18 protein-coding genes are annotated in these 17,512 nt (G+C 70.3%); 10 read left to right on the forward strand and 8 right to left on the reverse strand.

The window, feature by feature from the left end; translation table 11 throughout:
- Positions 1-149: 149 nt before the first annotated feature.
- Complete coding sequence (locus tag ED92_RS30075; RefSeq protein ID WP_037344163.1) at positions 150-1,424, forward strand: cytochrome P450; 1,275 nt, start codon at positions 150-152, stop codon at positions 1,422-1,424.
- 4 nt (positions 1,425-1,428) lie between these two features.
- Here the strand turns inward: ED92_RS30075 and ED92_RS30080 are convergent, their stop codons facing one another.
- Positions 1,429-2,055, reverse strand: a complete 627-nt coding sequence (locus ED92_RS30080; RefSeq protein WP_037344165.1) for an alpha-ketoglutarate-dependent dioxygenase AlkB — start codon at positions 2,053-2,055, stop codon at positions 1,429-1,431.
- Between the two features lie 100 nt (positions 2,056-2,155).
- Between ED92_RS30080 and ED92_RS30085 the strand changes: the two genes are divergently transcribed.
- Complete coding sequence (locus ED92_RS30085) at positions 2,156-2,935, forward strand: alpha/beta fold hydrolase (protein WP_037344166.1); 780 nt, start codon at positions 2,156-2,158, stop codon at positions 2,933-2,935.
- On the opposite strand, the gene ED92_RS30090 is transcribed toward ED92_RS30085, so the two are convergent.
- The gene (locus tag ED92_RS30090; protein ID WP_235213391.1) at positions 2,907-3,590 is read right to left on the reverse strand and encodes a hypothetical protein; all 684 of its coding nucleotides are present in this window, start codon (positions 3,588-3,590) and stop codon (positions 2,907-2,909) included. The two genes, ED92_RS30085 and ED92_RS30090, sit on opposite strands and share 29 nt — an antisense overlap.
- A gap of 30 nt (positions 3,591-3,620) precedes the next feature.
- On the opposite strand from ED92_RS30090, the gene ED92_RS30095 reads away from it, so the two are divergent.
- The gene (locus ED92_RS30095) at positions 3,621-4,226 is read left to right on the forward strand and encodes a hypothetical protein (RefSeq protein ID WP_037344168.1); all 606 of its coding nucleotides are present in this window, start codon (positions 3,621-3,623) and stop codon (positions 4,224-4,226) included.
- A gap of 87 nt (positions 4,227-4,313) precedes the next feature.
- Here ED92_RS30095 and ED92_RS30100 read toward each other — a convergent pair whose 3' ends face one another.
- Entirely contained in the window at positions 4,314-5,270 is a 957-nt protein-coding gene (locus ED92_RS30100; protein ID WP_037344170.1) for a pseudouridine synthase, read from the reverse strand.
- A gap of 38 nt (positions 5,271-5,308) precedes the next feature.
- Positions 5,309-5,707 (reverse strand): DUF5313 domain-containing protein, encoded by a 399-nt coding sequence (locus ED92_RS30105; RefSeq protein ID WP_037344172.1) that lies wholly within the window; start codon positions 5,705-5,707, stop codon positions 5,309-5,311.
- Positions 5,708-5,811: 104 nt separating this feature from the next.
- Here ED92_RS30105 and ED92_RS30110 point away from each other — a divergent pair, with 104 nt between their 5' ends.
- Positions 5,812-6,255 (forward strand): MarR family winged helix-turn-helix transcriptional regulator, encoded by a 444-nt coding sequence (locus ED92_RS30110; protein ID WP_037344580.1) that lies wholly within the window; start codon positions 5,812-5,814, stop codon positions 6,253-6,255.
- 100 nt (positions 6,256-6,355) lie between these two features.
- Positions 6,356-6,787: a DUF6292 family protein gene (locus ED92_RS30115; protein WP_037344174.1), complete on the forward strand. Its 432-nt coding sequence runs from the start codon at positions 6,356-6,358 to the stop codon at positions 6,785-6,787.
- Here ED92_RS30115 and ED92_RS30120 read toward each other — a convergent pair whose 3' ends face one another.
- Together ED92_RS30120 and ED92_RS43175 are read right to left on the reverse strand one after the other, a co-directional pair.
- Positions 6,788-7,297 carry a YceI family protein gene (locus tag ED92_RS30120; RefSeq protein ID WP_037344176.1) on the reverse strand — a complete coding sequence of 170 codons (510 nt, stop codon included), beginning with the start codon at positions 7,295-7,297 and terminating at the stop codon, positions 6,788-6,790.
- On the reverse strand, positions 7,294-7,890 hold the full coding sequence (locus ED92_RS43175; protein ID WP_037344177.1) for a hypothetical protein: 597 nt from the start codon (positions 7,888-7,890) through the stop codon (positions 7,294-7,296). The genes ED92_RS30120 and ED92_RS43175 overlap by 4 nt, the downstream gene beginning before the upstream one ends.
- A 112-nt stretch (positions 7,891-8,002) precedes the next feature.
- Here ED92_RS43175 and ED92_RS30130 point away from each other — a divergent pair, with 112 nt between their 5' ends.
- The gene (locus ED92_RS30130; protein ID WP_037344178.1) at positions 8,003-10,714 is read left to right on the forward strand and encodes an AAA family ATPase; all 2,712 of its coding nucleotides are present in this window, start codon (positions 8,003-8,005) and stop codon (positions 10,712-10,714) included.
- Here ED92_RS30130 and ED92_RS30135 read toward each other — a convergent pair.
- Positions 10,704-11,450, reverse strand: coding sequence for a thioesterase II family protein (locus tag ED92_RS30135; protein WP_200882760.1), 747 nt, complete (start codon positions 11,448-11,450; stop codon positions 10,704-10,706). The two genes, ED92_RS30130 and ED92_RS30135, sit on opposite strands and share 11 nt — an antisense overlap.
- A gap of 139 nt (positions 11,451-11,589) precedes the next feature.
- On the opposite strand from ED92_RS30135, the gene ED92_RS30140 reads away from it, so the two are divergent.
- Complete coding sequence (locus tag ED92_RS30140; protein WP_081975953.1) at positions 11,590-12,480, forward strand: TIGR03854 family LLM class F420-dependent oxidoreductase; 891 nt, start codon at positions 11,590-11,592, stop codon at positions 12,478-12,480.
- A gap of 75 nt (positions 12,481-12,555) precedes the next feature.
- On the opposite strand, the gene ED92_RS30145 is transcribed toward ED92_RS30140, so the two are convergent.
- Entirely contained in the window at positions 12,556-14,076 is a 1,521-nt protein-coding gene (locus tag ED92_RS30145) for an MDR family MFS transporter (RefSeq protein WP_037344181.1), read from the reverse strand.
- A 111-nt stretch (positions 14,077-14,187) separates the two neighbouring features.
- Between ED92_RS30145 and ED92_RS30150 the strand changes: the two genes are divergently transcribed.
- The 3 genes from ED92_RS30150 to ligD are packed head-to-tail and all read left to right on the forward strand — an operon-like array spanning position 14,188 to position 17,462.
- Positions 14,188-15,339: a DUF1015 family protein gene (locus ED92_RS30150; RefSeq protein ID WP_081975954.1), complete on the forward strand. Its 1,152-nt coding sequence runs from the start codon at positions 14,188-14,190 to the stop codon at positions 15,337-15,339.
- A gap of 39 nt (positions 15,340-15,378) precedes the next feature.
- The gene (locus ED92_RS30155) at positions 15,379-16,458 is read left to right on the forward strand and encodes an ATP-dependent DNA ligase (RefSeq protein WP_200882761.1); all 1,080 of its coding nucleotides are present in this window, start codon (positions 15,379-15,381) and stop codon (positions 16,456-16,458) included.
- Positions 16,455-17,462, forward strand: coding sequence for a non-homologous end-joining DNA ligase (ligD, locus tag ED92_RS30160; RefSeq protein WP_037344183.1), 1,008 nt, complete (start codon positions 16,455-16,457; stop codon positions 17,460-17,462). The genes ED92_RS30155 and ligD overlap by 4 nt, the downstream gene beginning before the upstream one ends.
- Positions 17,463-17,512 lie beyond the last annotated feature (50 nt).

Here is a 17,512-nt window from a genome sequence, read left to right on the forward strand (position 1 = left end):
GGAACCCCTGACGGGGGAAATCCGACTTTCTGGACGTGAGTAATCGAGTGGGACGGCGGGTGAACAGCCGTCGAAATTCCTGCCCCGGCGGGCGGAGGCGGCCTGTTGTGCCAGGTCAGCTGGTCGCGGGCTGGAGTAGGGTGCAAAGTATGGGGAGCATTCGCTCGCGCGTGCTGGCGTGGATCGGCCGCCGTTACCTCGCGCGTCAGCAGAAGAACGGTTTCGACCTGTCCAAGATGTCTGTCATCCCGGACAACGCGCTGCTGCCGCTCAAGCGCGACGGCCTCGACCCGGTGGCCGAGCTGGGCCGGATCCGCGCGGCGGAGCCGATCAGCAAACTCGACCTGCCGTTCGGGATGAACGGCTGGCTGGTCACCGGCTACGACGAGGCCAAGGCCGTGCTGGGCAAGGTCGGCGAGTTCAGCAGCGACTTCACGAACCTGGTCGGGAACGCCGGCGTGACCGAGGACCAGAACCCCGGCGGGCTCGGGTTCGCCGATCCGCCGGTGCACACCCGGCTGCGGCGGCTGCTCACGCCGGAGTTCACCATGCGGCGGCTGTCGCGCCTGACGCCGCGGATCGACGAGATCGTCGCGGAACAGCTCGACGCGATGGAGAAGGCGGACGGCCCCGTCGATCTGTGGGAGGCCTTCGCGCTGCCGATCCCGTCGCTGACGATCTGTGAGCTGCTGGGTGTCCCGTACGAGGATCGCGACGACTTCCAGCGGCTGAGCACCGCGCGGTTCGATCTCTTCGGCGGCGCGGGGGCGTCACTCGGTGCGATGACCGAGTCACTGTCCTATCTGGACGAGATCGTCAAGAAGCAGCGCGAGCAGCCGGGCGACGGTTTGCTCGGCATGCTCATCAAGGAGCACGGCGACGAGATCGACGACCGCGAGCTGGCGGGCCTCGCCGACGGTGTGCTCACCGGCGGGCTGGAGACCACGGCGAGCATGCTCGCGCTCGGCGCGCTCGTGTTGCTCAAGGATCGCGAGCTGTTCGACACCGTCCGCGGCGACGACGAGGCCGTCCACAAGTTCGTCGAGGAACTGCTGCGGTATCTGACCGTGGTGCAGATGGCCTTCCCGCGGTTCGCCAAGGAGGACATGGAGATCGCCGGGGTCCGGATCGCGAAGGGCGACATCGTGCTCGTGTCGCTCAGCGTCGCGAACCGCGACGGCGTCCTCGGCGAGGACATGGAGAAGTTCGACGCGACCCGCGAGCCGACGTCGCATCTCGCCTTCGGCTGGGGCATCCACCGCTGCATCGGGGCCGAACTGGCCAGGATGGAACTGCGCACCGCGTATCCCGCGCTGATCCGCCGGTTCCCGGAGATGCGGCTGGCGGTCGAACCGGAAGAGGTCGGCTTCCGGAAGGTCTCCATCGTCTACGGCGTCGACGCGTTGCCCGTGCTGCTGGACTGATCTTTCAGGCGACTCCTCTCGGACGGAACTGGATGCTGATCCTCGGGCCGACCGGTTTGGCGGTTTTGGGGACGGCGTGTTCCCAGGTGCGCTGGCAGCTGCCGCCCATGACGATCAGGTCGCCGTGGCCGAGGGCGTGCCGGACCGTCTCGCCGCCGCCACGCGGGCGCAGCGCCAGCTGCCGGGCGGCGCCGACCGAGACGATCGCGACCATGGTGTCCTCGGTGCGGGAGCGGCCGGTGTCGTCGCCGTGCCAGGCGACACTGTCGCGCCCGTCCCGGTAGAAGCACAGACCGGAGGTCACGAACGGCTCGCCGAGCTCTTCCGCGTAGTGCGCCGAGAGCGTCTCCCGCGCCTCCGTGAGGATCGGGTGGGGGAGCGGCATCCCTTCGCGGTAGTAGCTCAGTAGCCGGGGAACGGCGACGACGCGGTCGTACATCTGCCGTCGTTCGGCGTGCCACGGCACGTCTTCGGCGAGCCGGGTGAACAGCTCGTCGGCGCCGGAGAGCCAGCCGGGCAGCACGTCGATCCAGGCGCCACGGGTCAGCTCGGTGCGCCGGAGCCCGTCGAACGAGCCGAGCCCGAGCGCGGCGCACTCGTCGAACAGCGAGGCTTGAAGGGCGGGGGTCATGGCATCCGAACCTACCCCGGTTCCGACCATTTGTCGAACGGGTGTTCGAGCGGGCGTAAATGACCTGATTCTGTCGGTGGGGTCGGGCACGATGGTCCGCATGATCCACACAGCGAGGTCCGCGGACGGGACGCCGATCGCGTTCGAACGACGCGGCGAGGGGCAGGCTCTGGTCGTCGTCGCGGGCGCGGGCAACGACCGGCACGGTGACGAACCGCTGGTCGCGGAGCTGACGGCCGAGTTCTCCGTGGTGACCTACGACCGCCGGGGCCGGGGTGACAGCGGCGACAGCGCGCCGTACGCGGTCGAGCGGGAGATCGAGGACCTGGCCGCGGTGGTCGCCGCGCTCGGTGAGCCGGTGATCGTGCACGGCATCTCCTCCGGGGGCGCGCTGGCGCTGCTCGCGGCCGCGGCGGGAGTGCCGATGACGTGCCTGTCGGTCTTCGAGCCGCCGTATCGCGGCGAGACGGAAGAAGTTCCCGTGGGGTATGCCGACGAGATGCGCGAGCTGGTCGCGGCGGACCGGTGGGACGACGCCGTCGCGCTGTTCACGATGTCCGCGGTCGGCACCCCGGCGGAGGCCGTCACCGCGGCCAAGGCGACGCCGATGTGGGCGGAGCTGCGCTCGTTCGCGCCCACGCTCGTTTACGACGCCTTCGTGATGAGGGATTCCAAGGTGCCGGGCGAACTGGCGTCGATCGCGGCGCCCGTGCTCGTGGTGAACAGCAACGGCAGCACCGACTGGCTGAAGGCCGCCGCTCTCGCCGCGGCGAAGACGATCCCGGGGGCGCGTCGGGTCGAGCTGGACGGTGAGTTCCACAGTGTCGCGCCGGAGCGGCTCGCGCCTGAGCTCAGCGCGTTCTACCGGGATCCTCGATGAGGCGCAGGTAGGCCGCGCCGCGAGGGGAGATCCGGTAGCCGACCTCGAGGCTGAGCGTCAGGCCCAGGTTCTTCAGCTTGCGGATGTCGACTTTCAGCGGTTCCTTCTCGCGGCCGAGGAGTTCGGCGAGGTCCTGTGCGCGGCGGCCGGGATTTTCGGCGATGAGCCGCAGGGTCTCGTGCGTCCACGGGCGACGTCTGTCCATCTTGGACAAGCGTTTGCCGATGGCCTCGGCGTCCTTTTCGGACAGTTCGGCGTCCGCGCTGAGCGCGTGCCGGGTATCGGGGCCGAGGTGGCGCAGGTGGATCCGGTAGACCGGGGCGTCGGCGGGGCCGCGCAGTGTCCCGCGGACCGCGTTCGCGGACTCCGCGCCGGAACGGCGGGCGTCGGCCTCGGTGATGTCGTCGGGGTCGACGATCTCGACCGAGACGACCTCGATCACCCCGGCCTCCAGCCGCATGACGTCGCCGGGGCGGACGTTCTGTTTCGACCAGCGCCGGAAGGCCAGGTCGATCGTCCCGGCCGCCAGTCCTTCGAGGACCGTCAAGGAGAGGATCACCGTCGTTACCCAATCAGCGGGACGCCGGAGCGTCAACGTCTTGTCCGACGACGGTTCGTGCTCGTACAGTCGCAGCCTGGTCCTGGTCTGGACCATCACCGCCGCCCTGAGTGCGCAGGAGGCAGGATGCGGAGACGACTTCGGACCGCCGGGGTGGTCGCGACGGCCGTCCTCGGCCTGATCGCGTCGGCGATGCCGGCGAACGCCCAGGTCGGAACGGGTCCGTGGACGGCGGAGAATCCCTCGTTCAACGTGCAAGAGCGCGGATGCGGCCAGGTCGACGGGCTGGACTTCGAGCTGACCTGCTCCACCGGAAGCGGGGACCAACGGGCGGAACGACGCTACGTGACCTACACCGGCGGGACCCGGCAGTTCGAGGGGTCGTTCCGGATCACCAGCATGGCGGGCAGCCGGATCAGCCTGAAGCAGACCTTCCGCGACGCGCCGACCGCCGGCCCGTACTTCATGCTCGCGGTCGAACGCGGCGGGCGGCTCTACGCCGTGCACGGCGGGGACACCCTGGGAAGCGGCGCGACCGTCGGGACGTCGGTGCGGGTCAACACCGTGCACCAGGTCGGGAGCACGCACAAGGTGTACATCAACGGTTCGCTGAAGCAGACCGTGAGCAGCAGCAGCGGGAGCTATTACGACAAGTTCGGCGCCTACCGGACGGCCAGTGGGGCCGGGCCGGTCAAGGTGACTTGGAGCGGGATCAAGTTCTGGCGTAAGTGAGCCGCCTCGTTTGAAGCGCGTGAAGGCCTCCTTCCCTCGGCTCAGCCGAGGGAAGGAGGCCTTCACGCGCGGCCTCCGAAATCCGCCTCAGTCCTTGTCGCTCACGAGGCTCGGGCCGCGGCGCCACGCGTCGAGGTCCGTCCATGCCTGGAGCGTCCGCCTGCTCTCGAACCGGCGGTGTTCCCCGGTGACCGGATCGGTGAACTCGAGGACTTTCGCCAGCAGCTGCAAGGGTTCGGTGAAGTCGTCGAGCGGGGTTTCGGTCAGCTCCGGGTAGAAGTCGTCGCCGAGAATCGGCAACCCGAGGCCGCTCATGTGCAGCCTGAGCTGGTGGGTGCGGCCGGTCGCGGGGATCAGCCGGTAACGGCCGAGACCGTCGCGGTGCTCGATCAGCTCGACGCGGGTCTCGGCGTTGGGCGGCCCGTCGATCTCTTGTGCGGCGATCACCCCGCGTTCCTTGACGATGCGGCTGCTGATCTCACGCGGCATCGCGACGGCCGGATCGTGACGCGCGATCGCCTCGTATTCCTTGTGCACCAAGCGGTCTCGGAACATCGTCTGGTATTTGCCGCGGACTTCGGGGGTGATCACGAACAGGATGAGCCCCGCGGTGACCCGGTCGAGCCGGTGCGCTGGCGTGAGCCGCGGGAGATCGAGGTCGCGGCGCAGCCGGACCAGCGCGGTCTGCAGGATGTGCCGTCCACGCGGGATCGTCGCGAGGAAATGCGGTTTGTCGGCGATGAGGAAATGCTCGTCGCGGTGCAGTACGGAAACCTCGAACGGCACCTCGACCTCTTCGGGCAGGTCGCGATGGAACCAGATGAATGAGTCCGGCACGAACGGCGAATCGACGCCCAGCGGCCCGTCGAGTCCGACGATGCGCTCCTCGCGGAGCATCTCCTCGATCCGTTCGGGCGCGACGCGGGGAAGCCGCTCGACGAGGTGCTCCCGCAACGTCGTCCACGGCCCCTCGGCGGGCATCTTGAGCCTCGCGGGATCGAGCCCGTGGCGGGGCGGGAGCGGCGGGCGGAGCTTGCGTCTCATCACCGCGCACTCTAGCCGCGCTCCCTGGTCGAGAAGCGTCAGGAGTTCGGCTGGTCCCGGTACCGCGCGAGGTATCGCTCGGTCACCTCGGCTTCCGCGACCGCGGCGGCCTCCGCGCGGGTCTGGCGCCCGATGCCCGGCGGGAAGCCGTTCTTGGCGAGCCGGTGCTCGATGCTCTCCTCCATGTAGGCCATCGAGTAGAAGTACGCCACGAGCGCGGCCATCAGCACGATCGCCAGCCGCAGGGTGAGCGGGCCGGGCAAGAGCAGCCACACCGCGCAGAGCGGGGCGATCATCACCGTGCTGCGGGCGACGTGCCGCCAGCGCCAGCTTCCGGTGGTCGCGTCGTGGAGGATCCAGTCGTGGTAGCGCTCGGGCAGCCTGCCGCCGAGTGAGTACCACAGCCACCGGAACACGTCCGGGCGCTTGCGGGGCATCGGGCGACTCCTTCCTTCGATACCATCACAGTACACTAATCATTAGTACGCTAAATGTTAGCGTCGCCGCTAGGATCGGTGGCATGAACTCGGAGGGGCCGGAGATGAAGGCGATCGATCTGGGTGAGGATCCGCTCGCGCTGGAGCGTCAGGTGTGTTTCGCGCTGTCGGTCGCTTCACGCAGCGTCATCGCCATCTACCGGCCGCTGCTGGAACCCCATGGGCTCACCCATCCGCAGTACCTCGTCATGCTGGCGCTCTGGGAACGGGGCCCGCAGGCGGTCAAGGACCTGAGCGTCGCCCTGCGCGCCGAACCCGCGACGCTGTCACCGCTGCTCAAGCGGCTTGAGACGATCGGTTACGTCACTCGCCGGCGCAGCGCCGAGGACGAGCGGCTGCTCACCGTGGAGCTGACGGAATCCGGTCGCGCGTTGCGCGCGGAGGCGGAGAAGATCCCGTATCGCGTCGTGGAGAAGCTCGGAATGGAGGTCTCCGAGCTGGAGGCGCTGCACAAGGCGCTCACCCGCGTCATCGAAGCCACGGCTTGAGCGAACCGAAACCGGGGTGTGACGAAATGAGGGTGTGAAGCCGCTCCGGGGTGGGTAATTCCCGTCACGCCAGCACAAAGTGACAGGAAGATGAGGGACCGTGACCACCTCGACCCCCGCGCCCACGGAAGCAGGTCTGGAGCTCATGACCAGGCTGAACGCCTACTTGGAGGACGTGGCCGCGGCACTGGGGATACAGCGGGATTCGGGCACGGTCGACCTCACCGGTCCGGTCACCGCCCAGCTGAGGCTCAACTGGCGCCTTCCCGGCTTCCCCGAGCGCGACGTCGACCTGATGTGGCACGAGGAGCACGGCTGGTCGGCCGCCGTGGCGACGCATGCGGACGACGATCACCACGTCGTCGTCGCCTACCTCGGCGGCCGCACGGTGGCGTCGCATCCGCGACTGGTCGCCAGGTTCGCCCAGACCCTGCGGACCGGCGACCACCAGGACTGCTGGCCCGGTCCGCCGGCGTTGCGCACCGCCGCCGGACCTTCGTCGCTCGCCAAGGAGCTCGCCGCCTGGGCCTGATCACCCAGGTGGGGCGAGGGCCACGTCGAGCGCGATCGTGATCTCCCTGCCGATCAGGAATCTCGGCGCGCGGAGACCGATCGCCCGCCGGTCGAAGACGGCACCGGCGAGTACTCGCCAGGTGCCGTCGCCGTTGTCCACCGGTCCGGTCGCGGTCACCGTGAGGGGACAGGACTCGCCGCGCGCGCCCAGAGCGCCCTCGACCGTCCATCCGTCCGGGCTCTCGTCGGCCCGGTCGGCCGCGAAGGTCAGCACAGGCTGCGCGTCGATCGCCAGCAGTCCGGGCTTACGCAGGTCGGCGTCGCGTTTGGCGTTGCCGGTGTCGATCTTGTCGAGGTCCAGCGCCGCTTCGACGACGACGCCGTCGGCGGCGACCCGCACCGAGCCCAGGCTGACCGGGATCGAGCCGTGGACCACGCGGAAACCGAAGTTCCGGACGGTGAACGTGGCCGAGGTCCGATCGGCGAGCACGGTCCACGTGCCGACCCGCGCGGACGTCCCGGCGGTCATCGCGGCTCACCCACCAGGCCGAGCGAGGGCAGGGACGTGTGGAGCACGCGGTGGACGTCCACCCGGTCCGGGCCCGGCAACAGCGCGGGATCCTCGCCGGGCAGCAACTCCGTCGCCATGATCGTCTTCTGGACCGCCTCCATCGCCTCGATCGACTCGGTGAAGCCGAGAACGAGGCTGGAGCGGTCTTCGGCGGTCAGGACGTAGAAGCCGCCAACCCCGTCGAGTCCCCGCACGGCGGGCCGGATCCGCTCGCGCCCGCCGAACTCGGCGGCGTCGGCCTGTGCCTGCGTGAGCGGCCGGTCGAACCAGGTCGCCTGCGCGATCCTGGGCTCGGCCGCGCCGCCTTCGACGTCGCCTACCGCGTAGACACGGGCGTCGAAGACGTGGGCGATACGCCGGTCGGCGGCGGCGAGCGCGGACCCGCGGTCGCGCCACAACGCGACGACGAGCCCGGTCAGACCGCCGACCTGGGCGAGGGTGCAGGTGCCCGGCGACCCGGTGCCGGGATGGAGTTCGGCGGCGAGGGCGTGGCCCCAGCCCGCGGACTCGTCGGCGTGCGAACGGCGGAACTGGTGGACGGTGGCGTACATGGGCTTTCCTTTCCCGTCGGACGTGCCGACTCTGCGCTCCCGGCGGTAGCCGGACATCAGTGCCAGTACGCAGGGCGGTACGGAATCGGGCCCGGAGAGCGATACTCCTTGCGTGAACCGGGAACCGTTCGTGGGCCGGGAGGGCGAACTGGCGAGCCTGCGCGGCAGACTCGCCGACGCCGCCGCGGGCTCCGGCGGCCTCATGCTCGTCTCCGGTCCACCCGGGATCGGCAAGACCCGGCTGGTCGAAGAGGCGACGTCCAGCGCGTCCACCGTCGTCTGGGGCCGGTGCGCCGACGATCCGGGTGCGCCGCCGCTGTGGCCGTGGCGCCGCGTCGTCGAGGCGCTGCCGTCGGTCGATTCGGCCGTGAAGACCGCTTTCGCCGAGACCGAGGGCGCCGGCGACGTCCAGGCGGCGCGGTTCCGGCTGGTGGCCGCCGCGGCGGACGCGCTGGTGGCCGCGGCGGAACCGGCGGGCCTGGTGGTCGTCCTCGAAGACCTGCACTGGGCCGATGAGGCGTCGTTGCGGCTGTTGCGCCACCTGGCGGGGGAGTTGCGGCGCTCGAAGCTGGCCGTGGTCGCGACGCACCGGGACACCGGGCACACTCCCGCGCTGGACGCGGCCCTGCCTGATCTCCTCCGCCGTCCTGGCGCGCGGAGCATCTCGCTGCCGCCCTTGGCCGAGTCCGAAGCGCGGGCGCTGCTCACCGGGCTGACGGAAGAGGACGTACGCGAGGCCTATCGCCGCTCCGGTGGGAATCCGCTCTACCTCGGCGCGATCGCGCGTTCGGCCGGTGGAGCGGAACTCGGCCACCTCGTGCGGACCGCGGTGGCCGCCCTCGCGCCGGAAGTACGGCGGCTGCTCGCCATCGCGGCGGTGCTCGGCGAGGACGTCGACGCCGGCTTGCTCTCGGAGGTGTCCGGCCTGTCGGCAGGCGAGGTCGCCGACGGGCTCGATCAGGCCGAAAAGGCCGGGGTGCTGCGTTCCGGCCGGTTCGCCCACGCCGTCGTCCGCGACGGGATCTACGCGGATCTCCGCCAAGCCGAACGGGAAACGTCGCACGGTCGCGCCGCGGCCGCGCTCGAAGGACACGCCCGGCGTGAACCCTCGCTCGCCGGGACGGTCGCCGGGCATTGGCTGCGTTCGGCGACCGCGCCGGAGAAGACGGCGGAGTGGGCGGCGCTGGCGGCCGCGGAAGCGAACCGGGCACTGGCCTTCGACGAAGCGGCGCGTTTCCTCGCGATGGCGCTCGACGCCCGCGCGAAAGCCGGACTGTCCGAAGTGGACCGTGGCGGACTGCTGCTCGACCTCGCCGTCGCCGAATACCGGACGGGCCGGTTCGCGCGAAGTCTCGACCATGCCCGGCTCGCCGCCGACGCCGGGCTGATCGCCCGCGCGGCGCTGGTGGTGCGCGACGTCGCGGCGCCGGATCTCCTGCCGGGTATTCGCGACCTCGTCGTCCGCGCGCTCGCGGCCGAAGGGGTCGACCGGACGACGCGGGCACGTCTGCTGGCGCACAGCGCCTCGGTGGAAGCCGATTACGGCCGGTTCGCCGATGCGGAAAAGCTCGCCGACGAAGCCTTTGCACTCGCCGACGAATCGGGCGATCCCGAGGCGCTGGTCGACGCCGTCCGCGCCCGGATGAAGGTCGCTCCGGACAAGCTGCCACTGTCCGAACGGCTGCGGCTCGGCGCGCTGGCCGCCGAACTGGGCTCGCGTACCCGGCAGCCGCTGGTTTCCTTGTGGGGCCACAAATGGCGGATCGACGCGGCCTTGGCGGACGGGCGGATGGCGCTCGTCGACGACGAACTAGTCGCGGTGACCACGCTGGCACGGCTGACGAGGCTGCCCCTGGTCCGCTGGCACGACCTGCGGCTGCGCAGTTCGGTGCTGGCGTTGCGCGGAGATCTGGCCGAGGCACGCGAACTCGATCTCGCGGCGGAGGAACTGGCCGACACCGAACTCGCGGACGACTTCTCCGCGAAAGGGATGTCCTACGCGTTCCGCACCCAGCTCGTGCTGCTCACCGGTGACCCCGGGGATCTGCGGAAGGACTACGCGGGTTTGCTGGAGCGCGCGCCGCATCTGCCGGTCACCTTGGTCTCGCGGCCGCTGCTGAGCCTGCTCGCGGGCGACCTCGACGAGGCGAGGGTCCGGTACGAACAGCTGGTCCCGCTGGTGCGGAGCCCGGAGTTCGCACTGCACGCCACCGGCGCGCTGCCCAATCTCGTGCCGCTGGTCGAGGCCTTTCGAGACGTCGAGATGGCGGAATACCTGTTGCGGCGCCTCGAAGAGGTGCGGCCGACCGTGTCCGGTGGCGCGGGTGTCTTCTGCACCGGATCGAGCCTGGAGCACCCCGCCCGGCTCAACGCCTTGCTGGGCCGCCACGACGAGGCGGCGCGGCTGTTCGAGCAGGCCATCGCGATCAACGAAGGCATCGGCGCTCGGCCAGGCGTCGCGCAGGCGCGGTTGCTGCTCGCCGAAGTCCTCGTCGCCAGGGGCGATTTCGTTCGTGCGCAAGGGATCGCGCGCGAGGCCCTCGACGAGTTCCGGCGGCTGGCGATGCCTGGGCCGCTCGCGCGGGCCGCGGCGCTGCTCGACCGCGTCCGCGCCGAGCGCCGCGCCGCGGACCCGCTCACCGGGCGGGAACGCGAGATCGTCGCCCTGCTCGCCGACGCGCTGAGCAACCGCCGGATCGCCGAGAAACTGGTGCTTTCCGAACGTACGGTGGAAAGCCACGTCCGGAGCATCCTGGCGAAACTCGGCCTGGCGAACCGGACCGAGGTCGTCGCGTGGGCGAGCAGGGAAGGCCTCAGCGACTGACGGTCAGCTTGCCGAGGATGCGCGCGGCGACGGCGTCCAGGTTGTCGTCGAGGAAGAAATGCCCACCCGGGAACACTTCCAGCTCGAAGGAGCCGCTGGTGTGCCCGGCCCAGTTCTCGGTGTCCGGCACCTCCAGGACCGGGTCCGCGTCGCCCGCGAGCGCCACGATCGGGCAGCTCACGTCGGGACCGGGCCGGTACCGATAGGTCTCGACGGCCTTGTAGTCGCCGCGCAGCGCGGGCAACGCGAGCGCGCGGATGTCCGGGTCGTCGAAGATCGTGGGGTCCGTGCCGCCGAGGCGGCTGACCTCCTGAAGGAAGGTGTCGTCGTCGGCGAGGTGGAGTGCCTTCTCCTTGTGTACATCCGGGCCGCGGCGGGCCGAGACGAACAACGCCGCCGGCACGATGCCGCGTGCTTCGAGCCGCCGCGCGACCTCGAACGCGGCGATGGCGCCCATGCTGTGGCCGAAGAGGGCGAAGGGTTTCGGGAACGCGGCGACGACGTCCACCAGCTGCTCGGCGAGGACGTGCAGATCGTCGATGACCGGCTCGCCCATCCGGTCCTGCCGCCCCGGGTACTGCGCGGTGTGCACCTCGACGGTGGGTGAGAGGGCGGCCGAAAACGAGCGGTACGCGCTGGCGGACCCACCGGCGTGCGGGAAGGCGAGAAGCCGCATCCCGGCCGACGGCGCCGGATGGAAGCAGCGCGTCCAACTGCTCAGAACCTGTCCTGCCATTCGAAAATCCCCCAATCCGCGCGGGAACGACCCGCACGACACTGGAATGTACGGGGGAATCGCGGAATGAGTCCATGCTTGTGCGGGGTTGTTCACGCTGGGAACACTGGACACCGGGGCTCGGCGGATGGGAGCGGATGTGGCGGAGGACCTGAAGATCAGGGTCGGTGCGGGGCTGGGGACCGGGACGGCGCCCGAGGAGTTCGGCGCCGCGGTCGATCTGCTGGAGCGGGCGGGTGTCGACTCGCTCTGGCTGCCCGAGGCGGTGTACTCGCCCAGGATCGATCCGGTCGTCGGGCTGACGCACGCGCTCGCCCGCACCGCGAAACTGAAGGTCGGCACCGGGGTGATGGTGCTGCCCGGCCGCGATCCGGTGCTGGTCGCCAAACAGCTCGCCTCCCTCGCCGCGCTCGCGCCGAAAAGGGTCCTTCCGGTCTTCGGCCTGAAACCCGCGCGCGACGCGGAACTGCCTTTGTTCCCGGTGCCGCAAGGCCGCCGCGCCGCGGTGTTCGACGAGTCGTTGCGGCTGATCAGGGCCTTGTTGGAACAGGAGGAGGTGACCTTCGACGGCGAGTTCTTCCGCGTCGAAGGCAAGGGGCTCGGTCTTACCCCGCTCAAACGGCTCGACCTCTGGCTCGGCGGGAAGGCACCCGGCGCGCTGCGGCGGGTCGGCAGGCTCGCCGACGGCTGGCTGGCCAGTTTCCTCACGCCGGAGGAGGCGCGGGCCGGTCGCGAGGCGATCCAGGAGGCCGCCGCCGAGGCGGACCGGGAAGTCGAGGCCGACCACTTCGGGATCAGTCTCCTCGTCGCGGAGGACGGGATCCCGGACGCGCTCGCCGCGTCGGTCGCGGCCCGGTCCGGCGCGGATCCGGCCCGGCTGATCGCGGACGGCTGGAGCGCCGCCCGCGACCTGATCGCCGAGCACATCGACGCGGGGCTGAGCAAGTTCGTGCTGTACCCGGCCGGGCCGGAGCCGATCGAGCGGTTCGTGGAGAACTTCGTCGAGCACGCGGTCCCGCTGCAGAACTGACTGGGTCACCGTGGTCGTGAGTGGCGTTTCGGGTTAGAACCCGAAACGCCACTCACGACCCACCGGACCGAGGCGCTAGTCGAACTTCAGTTCTTCGGTCCGCCGCGGCATCAGCAGCAGCGCCCCGACGCTGAGCACGGCGACCACCAGCATCGCCAGGAAGACGTGGTGCGTGGCGTCCGCGAGGGCGCCCCGCACGAACGTCGTCGTCGCGGTTTCCGGACCGTTGCCCTCCAGGACGACACTGGTCGCGTCGACGCCGGACGGCAGGCCGCTGACCCCGGCAGGCGGGTTGGCGAAGCGGTTCGCCAGGGTCGCGTTCGCGATCGCGCCGAAGATCGCCACGCCGACCGCGCTGCCGAGCGAACGGCTAAACATGTTGGTCGCGGTGACGACGCCGCGGCGTTCCCAGCCGATGGTGGACTGCACGGCGATCAGCGTCGGGCTCGACGCCAGCCCCAGTCCCAGCCCGAGGACGAACGCGGCCGCGGCCGCCAGCCAGATCGACGAACCCGCCGCGAGGAACACCGTCAGCGCCGCGCCCGCGATGACCGCCCCGCTGCCGATCAGCGCGGTGTCCCGGAACCCGATCCGCATGTAGATCCGGCCCGCCAGCGACGCCGAGATCGGCCAGCCGACGGTCAGCGCGGCCAGCGCGAATCCGGCGACGAGCGCGCCGGTGCCGAGCACGCCCTGCGAGAAGGTCGGCAGGTACGACGTCAGCCCCATCAGCAGCATGCCGACGACGACGGCGACCAGGTTGCCGCCGATCAGGGTCCGTTTGGTGAAGATCCACAGCGGCAGCACGGGCTCCTCGGCCTTGCGCTCCACGAACACGAACGCCACCAGCAGCACAGCCGCGGCCGCGAAGATCCCCAGGCTCGGCGCGGACGCCCAGCCCCAGGCGACCCCGCCCTCCAGCAGGCCGAGGATCAGCAGCGAACAACCGAGGGTGAGCAGCGTGGCGCCGAGGTAGTCGATGCGGTGCGAGCGGCGTTCGACGCGTTCGCTGAAGTTCCGGAACAGCATCCACGCCGCCAGCGCGCCGAGCGGCAGGTTGATGAAGAAGATCCAGCGCCAGTCGAGGTACTCGGCGAACACGCCGCCCAGCGTCGGCCCGACCACCGACGAGATGGCCCACACGCTGGCGAGATAGCCCTGCACCCTGGCGCGTTCCTCGACGGTGTACATGTCACCGACCATGGTCAGCGCGATCGGCTGGATGGCGCCCGCGCCGATGCCCTGCACCGCGCGGGCGGCGATCAGCACCGGCATGCTCCAGGCCGCGCCGCACAGCACCGAACCCAGCAGGAAAGCCGCGATCCCGAAGAACATCACCGGACGCCTGCCGAGCACGTCGGCGAATTTGCCGTACAGCGGGACGGTGACCGCCTGGGTCAGCAGATAGATCGAGAACAGCCACGGGAACTGCGAGAACCCGCCCAGATCGGCGACCACCGAGGGCACCGCCGTGGCGATGATGGTCGAGTCCAGCGCGATCAGGCCGGAACACAGCATCACGGCGATGAGGACGGGGCCGCGTTCGGACCGGAAACCGACCCCTTCCTTCGTGGTGACCGGGGCCGGGGTGGTCATCTGTGACGGTCTCCTCAGGCTCATGAACGACGTCAACTACTTCGCATGGGTAAGCATTCCACGGAGACACCCGGTCATGGGACCGATTTTTTCCGTGAGCTATCCCGCAAAATGGATCGGATGAGCACCTGGATCCGCCCGATCGACCGTGGCTGGGTAGTCCGCGACACCGTCCCGGGGCCCGACGTCGACGAGTTCGCCGACCCGGACCGGGTGGCCGCCGCGCTCGCCGGGGCCCGCGGCGACAGCCTGCTGGCGGTCCAGCATCCGGCGAGGACCCCTGCGGCGCTGGCGGGCGGGCTTGCGATCGAGGCCGCGTTGCCGCAGGCCAGGGCGACGTTCGAACGGATCCGGGAGCGGCACTATCGCCCGGTCTCCGCGGTGGTCGCGCCGTATCGCATCGACGGGCCGGACGGCGTCGCGCTGGGGGTGCTCTGCCTGGTCGACCCCGCCGCGGTCCGCGACGACGGCGTGACCCGGGTCCGGCACACCGAGGACGTCTATCCGGACGTCGTCGCGGAACGGGCCGCGATGCTCGCCGGACTCGGTGTCGCGACGAGCGCCGCGATGCTGGTCCCCGCGACCGGCGGCCGCGAGCTGACCGCGCTGATCGAACGGATCTGCCGCGGCCGGGTGCCCAGCCTGTCCACAGTGGACGGCGCGGGTCGTAAGCACGAACTGTGGCTCGCCGGCCCCGGCGAAGACCAGGACGAACTGCTGGCGACCCTGGACGGCCTGGATCTCCTGGTCGCGGACGGCAACCACCGCGTCGCGGCCGCCGCGGCCTCCGGGCGCGGGGCGTTGCTGGCGCTGGTCACCGGCGGGCCGGGGCTGCGGATCGGGCCCATCCACCGGGTGCTCGCCGGCACCGGTCTCGACGCGGACACCCTGGTCCGGCGCTGGACGGAAGCGGGGTACGACGTCCGCCCCGGTCCGGCGGATCCGCCGTCGGAGGCGGGCGAGGTGACCGTGGTGGCGGGGACGTCGGCGTTCCGGGTGCCGCTCGGCAAGGCGGGCGGCGACCACGCGGTGGTCGAGCAGGAGTTGCTCCGCGGGGCACTCGGCGTCGATCCGGAAGGCCCCCACGTGCGGCCGTTGCTGCCCGGCGTTCCGGTGCCCGAGGACGCGGACGCGGTGCTGCTGCTGGCCCCGGTCCCGTACGCGGAGGTACTCGCCGTGCACGCGGCCGGGGCGCGGATGCCGAGGAAGGCCACCTACTTCACACCGAAACCCCGCAGCGGGCTCCTCCTGGCCGAGCTCTGACGTCGCGCTTTTGTCGGTGACGCGGCTTAGGATCGCCTCGTGGAACTGCCCGTGATGCCGCCCGTCAAGCCGATGCTGGCCAAGGCCGTGCACGAACTGCCGCGCACGCCGGGGCTGCTGTACGAGCCGAAGTGGGACGGCTTCCGTTGCGTGGTCTTCCGCGACGGCGACGAGGTCGTGCTGGGCTCGCGCAACGACAGGCCGCTGACGAGGTACTTCCCCGAGCTGGTCGAGCTGCTCAAGGAAGCGCTGCCCGAGCGCTGCGTCGTCGACGGCGAGATCGTGCTGGTCACCGAGGGCGGGCTCGATTTCGAGGCGCTGCAGCTGCGTCTGCATCCGGCGGCGTCCCGGGTGAAGAAGCTGGCCGAGGAGACGCCGTCCAGTTTCGTCGTGTTCGACCTGCTCGCCCTGGACGACCGGGATCTCACGCCGGAACCGTTCGGGGAGCGGCGGAAGCTGCTCGAAAGCGTGGTCGACACGAAGTTCGCCCGGGTGCACCTCACCCCGCTGTCCGAGGATCCCGACGTCGCACAGGACTGGTTCACCCGCTTCGAGGGCGCGGGTTTCGACGGCGTGATGGCCAAACCGGCCGACGCGCCGTACGAGCAGGACAAGCGGGTGATGTGGAAGGTCAAGCATCAGCGCACCGCGGACTGCGTCGTCGCCGGATTCCGGTGGCACAAGGACGGTGCGGGCGTCGGGTCGCTTCTGCTCGGGCTCTACGACGAGGAAGGCGTCCTGAATCATGTGGGCGTGGCCAGCAGTTTCACCGCCGCGAGGCGCCGTGAGCTGGTGGACGAGCTCGCGCCGCTGCGGGAAAACGCGCTGGAGGACCACCCCTGGCGCGAGTGGGCCGAGGCCCACGAGGAGGCGGGCGGCCGGATGCCGGGCGCGGGCAGCCGGTGGGCGCCGAAGAAGGACCTGAGCTGGGAGCCGGTCCGCATCGAATGGGTCGCCGAGGTCCGCTACGAACACGTCGAAGGCACCAGGTTCCGGCACGGCGGGAGGCTCGTGCGCTTCCGTCCCGACCGCGAGCCCGCCTCGTGCACGTACGCGCAGCTCGAAGAGGTCCCGCCCGCCGAGCTGGCCACCTTGTTCACCGAGCTGGGGGAAACATGAAGGCGGAGCCGGTCACGCTGGACCTCGACGGCGTCGAGTTCACGGTGTCCAATCCGGGCAAGGTCTATTTCCCGGAGCGCGGCGAGACCAAATTGGACCTCGTCGAGTACTACCGCGCGGTCTCGGTCCCGCTGCTGGCCCAGCTCGGCGACCGGCCCTTGTTGCTGGAACGCTATCCCGACGGTGCCGGCGGGAAATCGTGGTTCCAGAAGCGGGTCCCGAAGAACGCCCCTGACTGGCTGACCACGACGGTGGTGTCCACTCCGAACGGGACCACTTCGGACGCGCTCGTGGCGAAGGACCTCGCGCACGTCATCTGGGCGGTCAATCAAGGGTGTCTCGGTTTCCACGTCTGGCCGAACCGGGCCGCCGCGCCGGACATCAGTGATCAGCTGCGGATCGACCTCGACCCGTCGCCGGGGATCGGGTTCCCCGAGCTGCGGCACGGTGCCGTCCTCACGAAGGCGTTGCTCGAGGAGCTGGGCATCACGGCGCAACTGAAGACCTCGGGCTCGCGCGGCCTCCACCTCTACGTGCCATTGGAGCCGCGGTGGGACGGCTACGAGGTCCGAGCGGCCGCCGTCGCGCTCGCCCGCGAACTCGAACGCCGCCACCCGGAGGAGATGACGGCGCAGTGGTGGAAGGAGGAACGCGGCTCCCGCGTGTTCGTCGACTTCAACCAGAACGCGCCGCACAAGACGGTGTTCGGCGCGTGGTGCGTGCGGCCGCGGGTCGGCGGGCAGGTGTCGACGCCGATCGGCTGGGACGAACTGGAGACCGTCGAGCCGGACAAGCTCACCCTGTCCACTGTGCCCGCCCGCCTCGCCGAACGCGGAGACCCTTGGGCGGCAACGGAACCGCAGTCGATCGAGTCGCTGCTGGAAATGTCCAAGAAGGACATGGCGAACGGGCTCATGGACGCGCCTTGGCCGCCCGTCTACCCGAAGATGCCGAACGAGCCGCCCCGGGTGGCGCCGAGCCGGGCGAAGAAAGAAGGCGTTTAGTCCTCTGAATGCGGTCCTTGCGCGCGCAACTACCGCATTCAGAGGACTAA

This window comes from Amycolatopsis sp. MJM2582 (genome assembly GCF_000754115.1).
Taxonomy (GTDB): domain Bacteria; phylum Actinomycetota; class Actinomycetes; order Mycobacteriales; family Pseudonocardiaceae; genus Amycolatopsis; species Amycolatopsis japonica.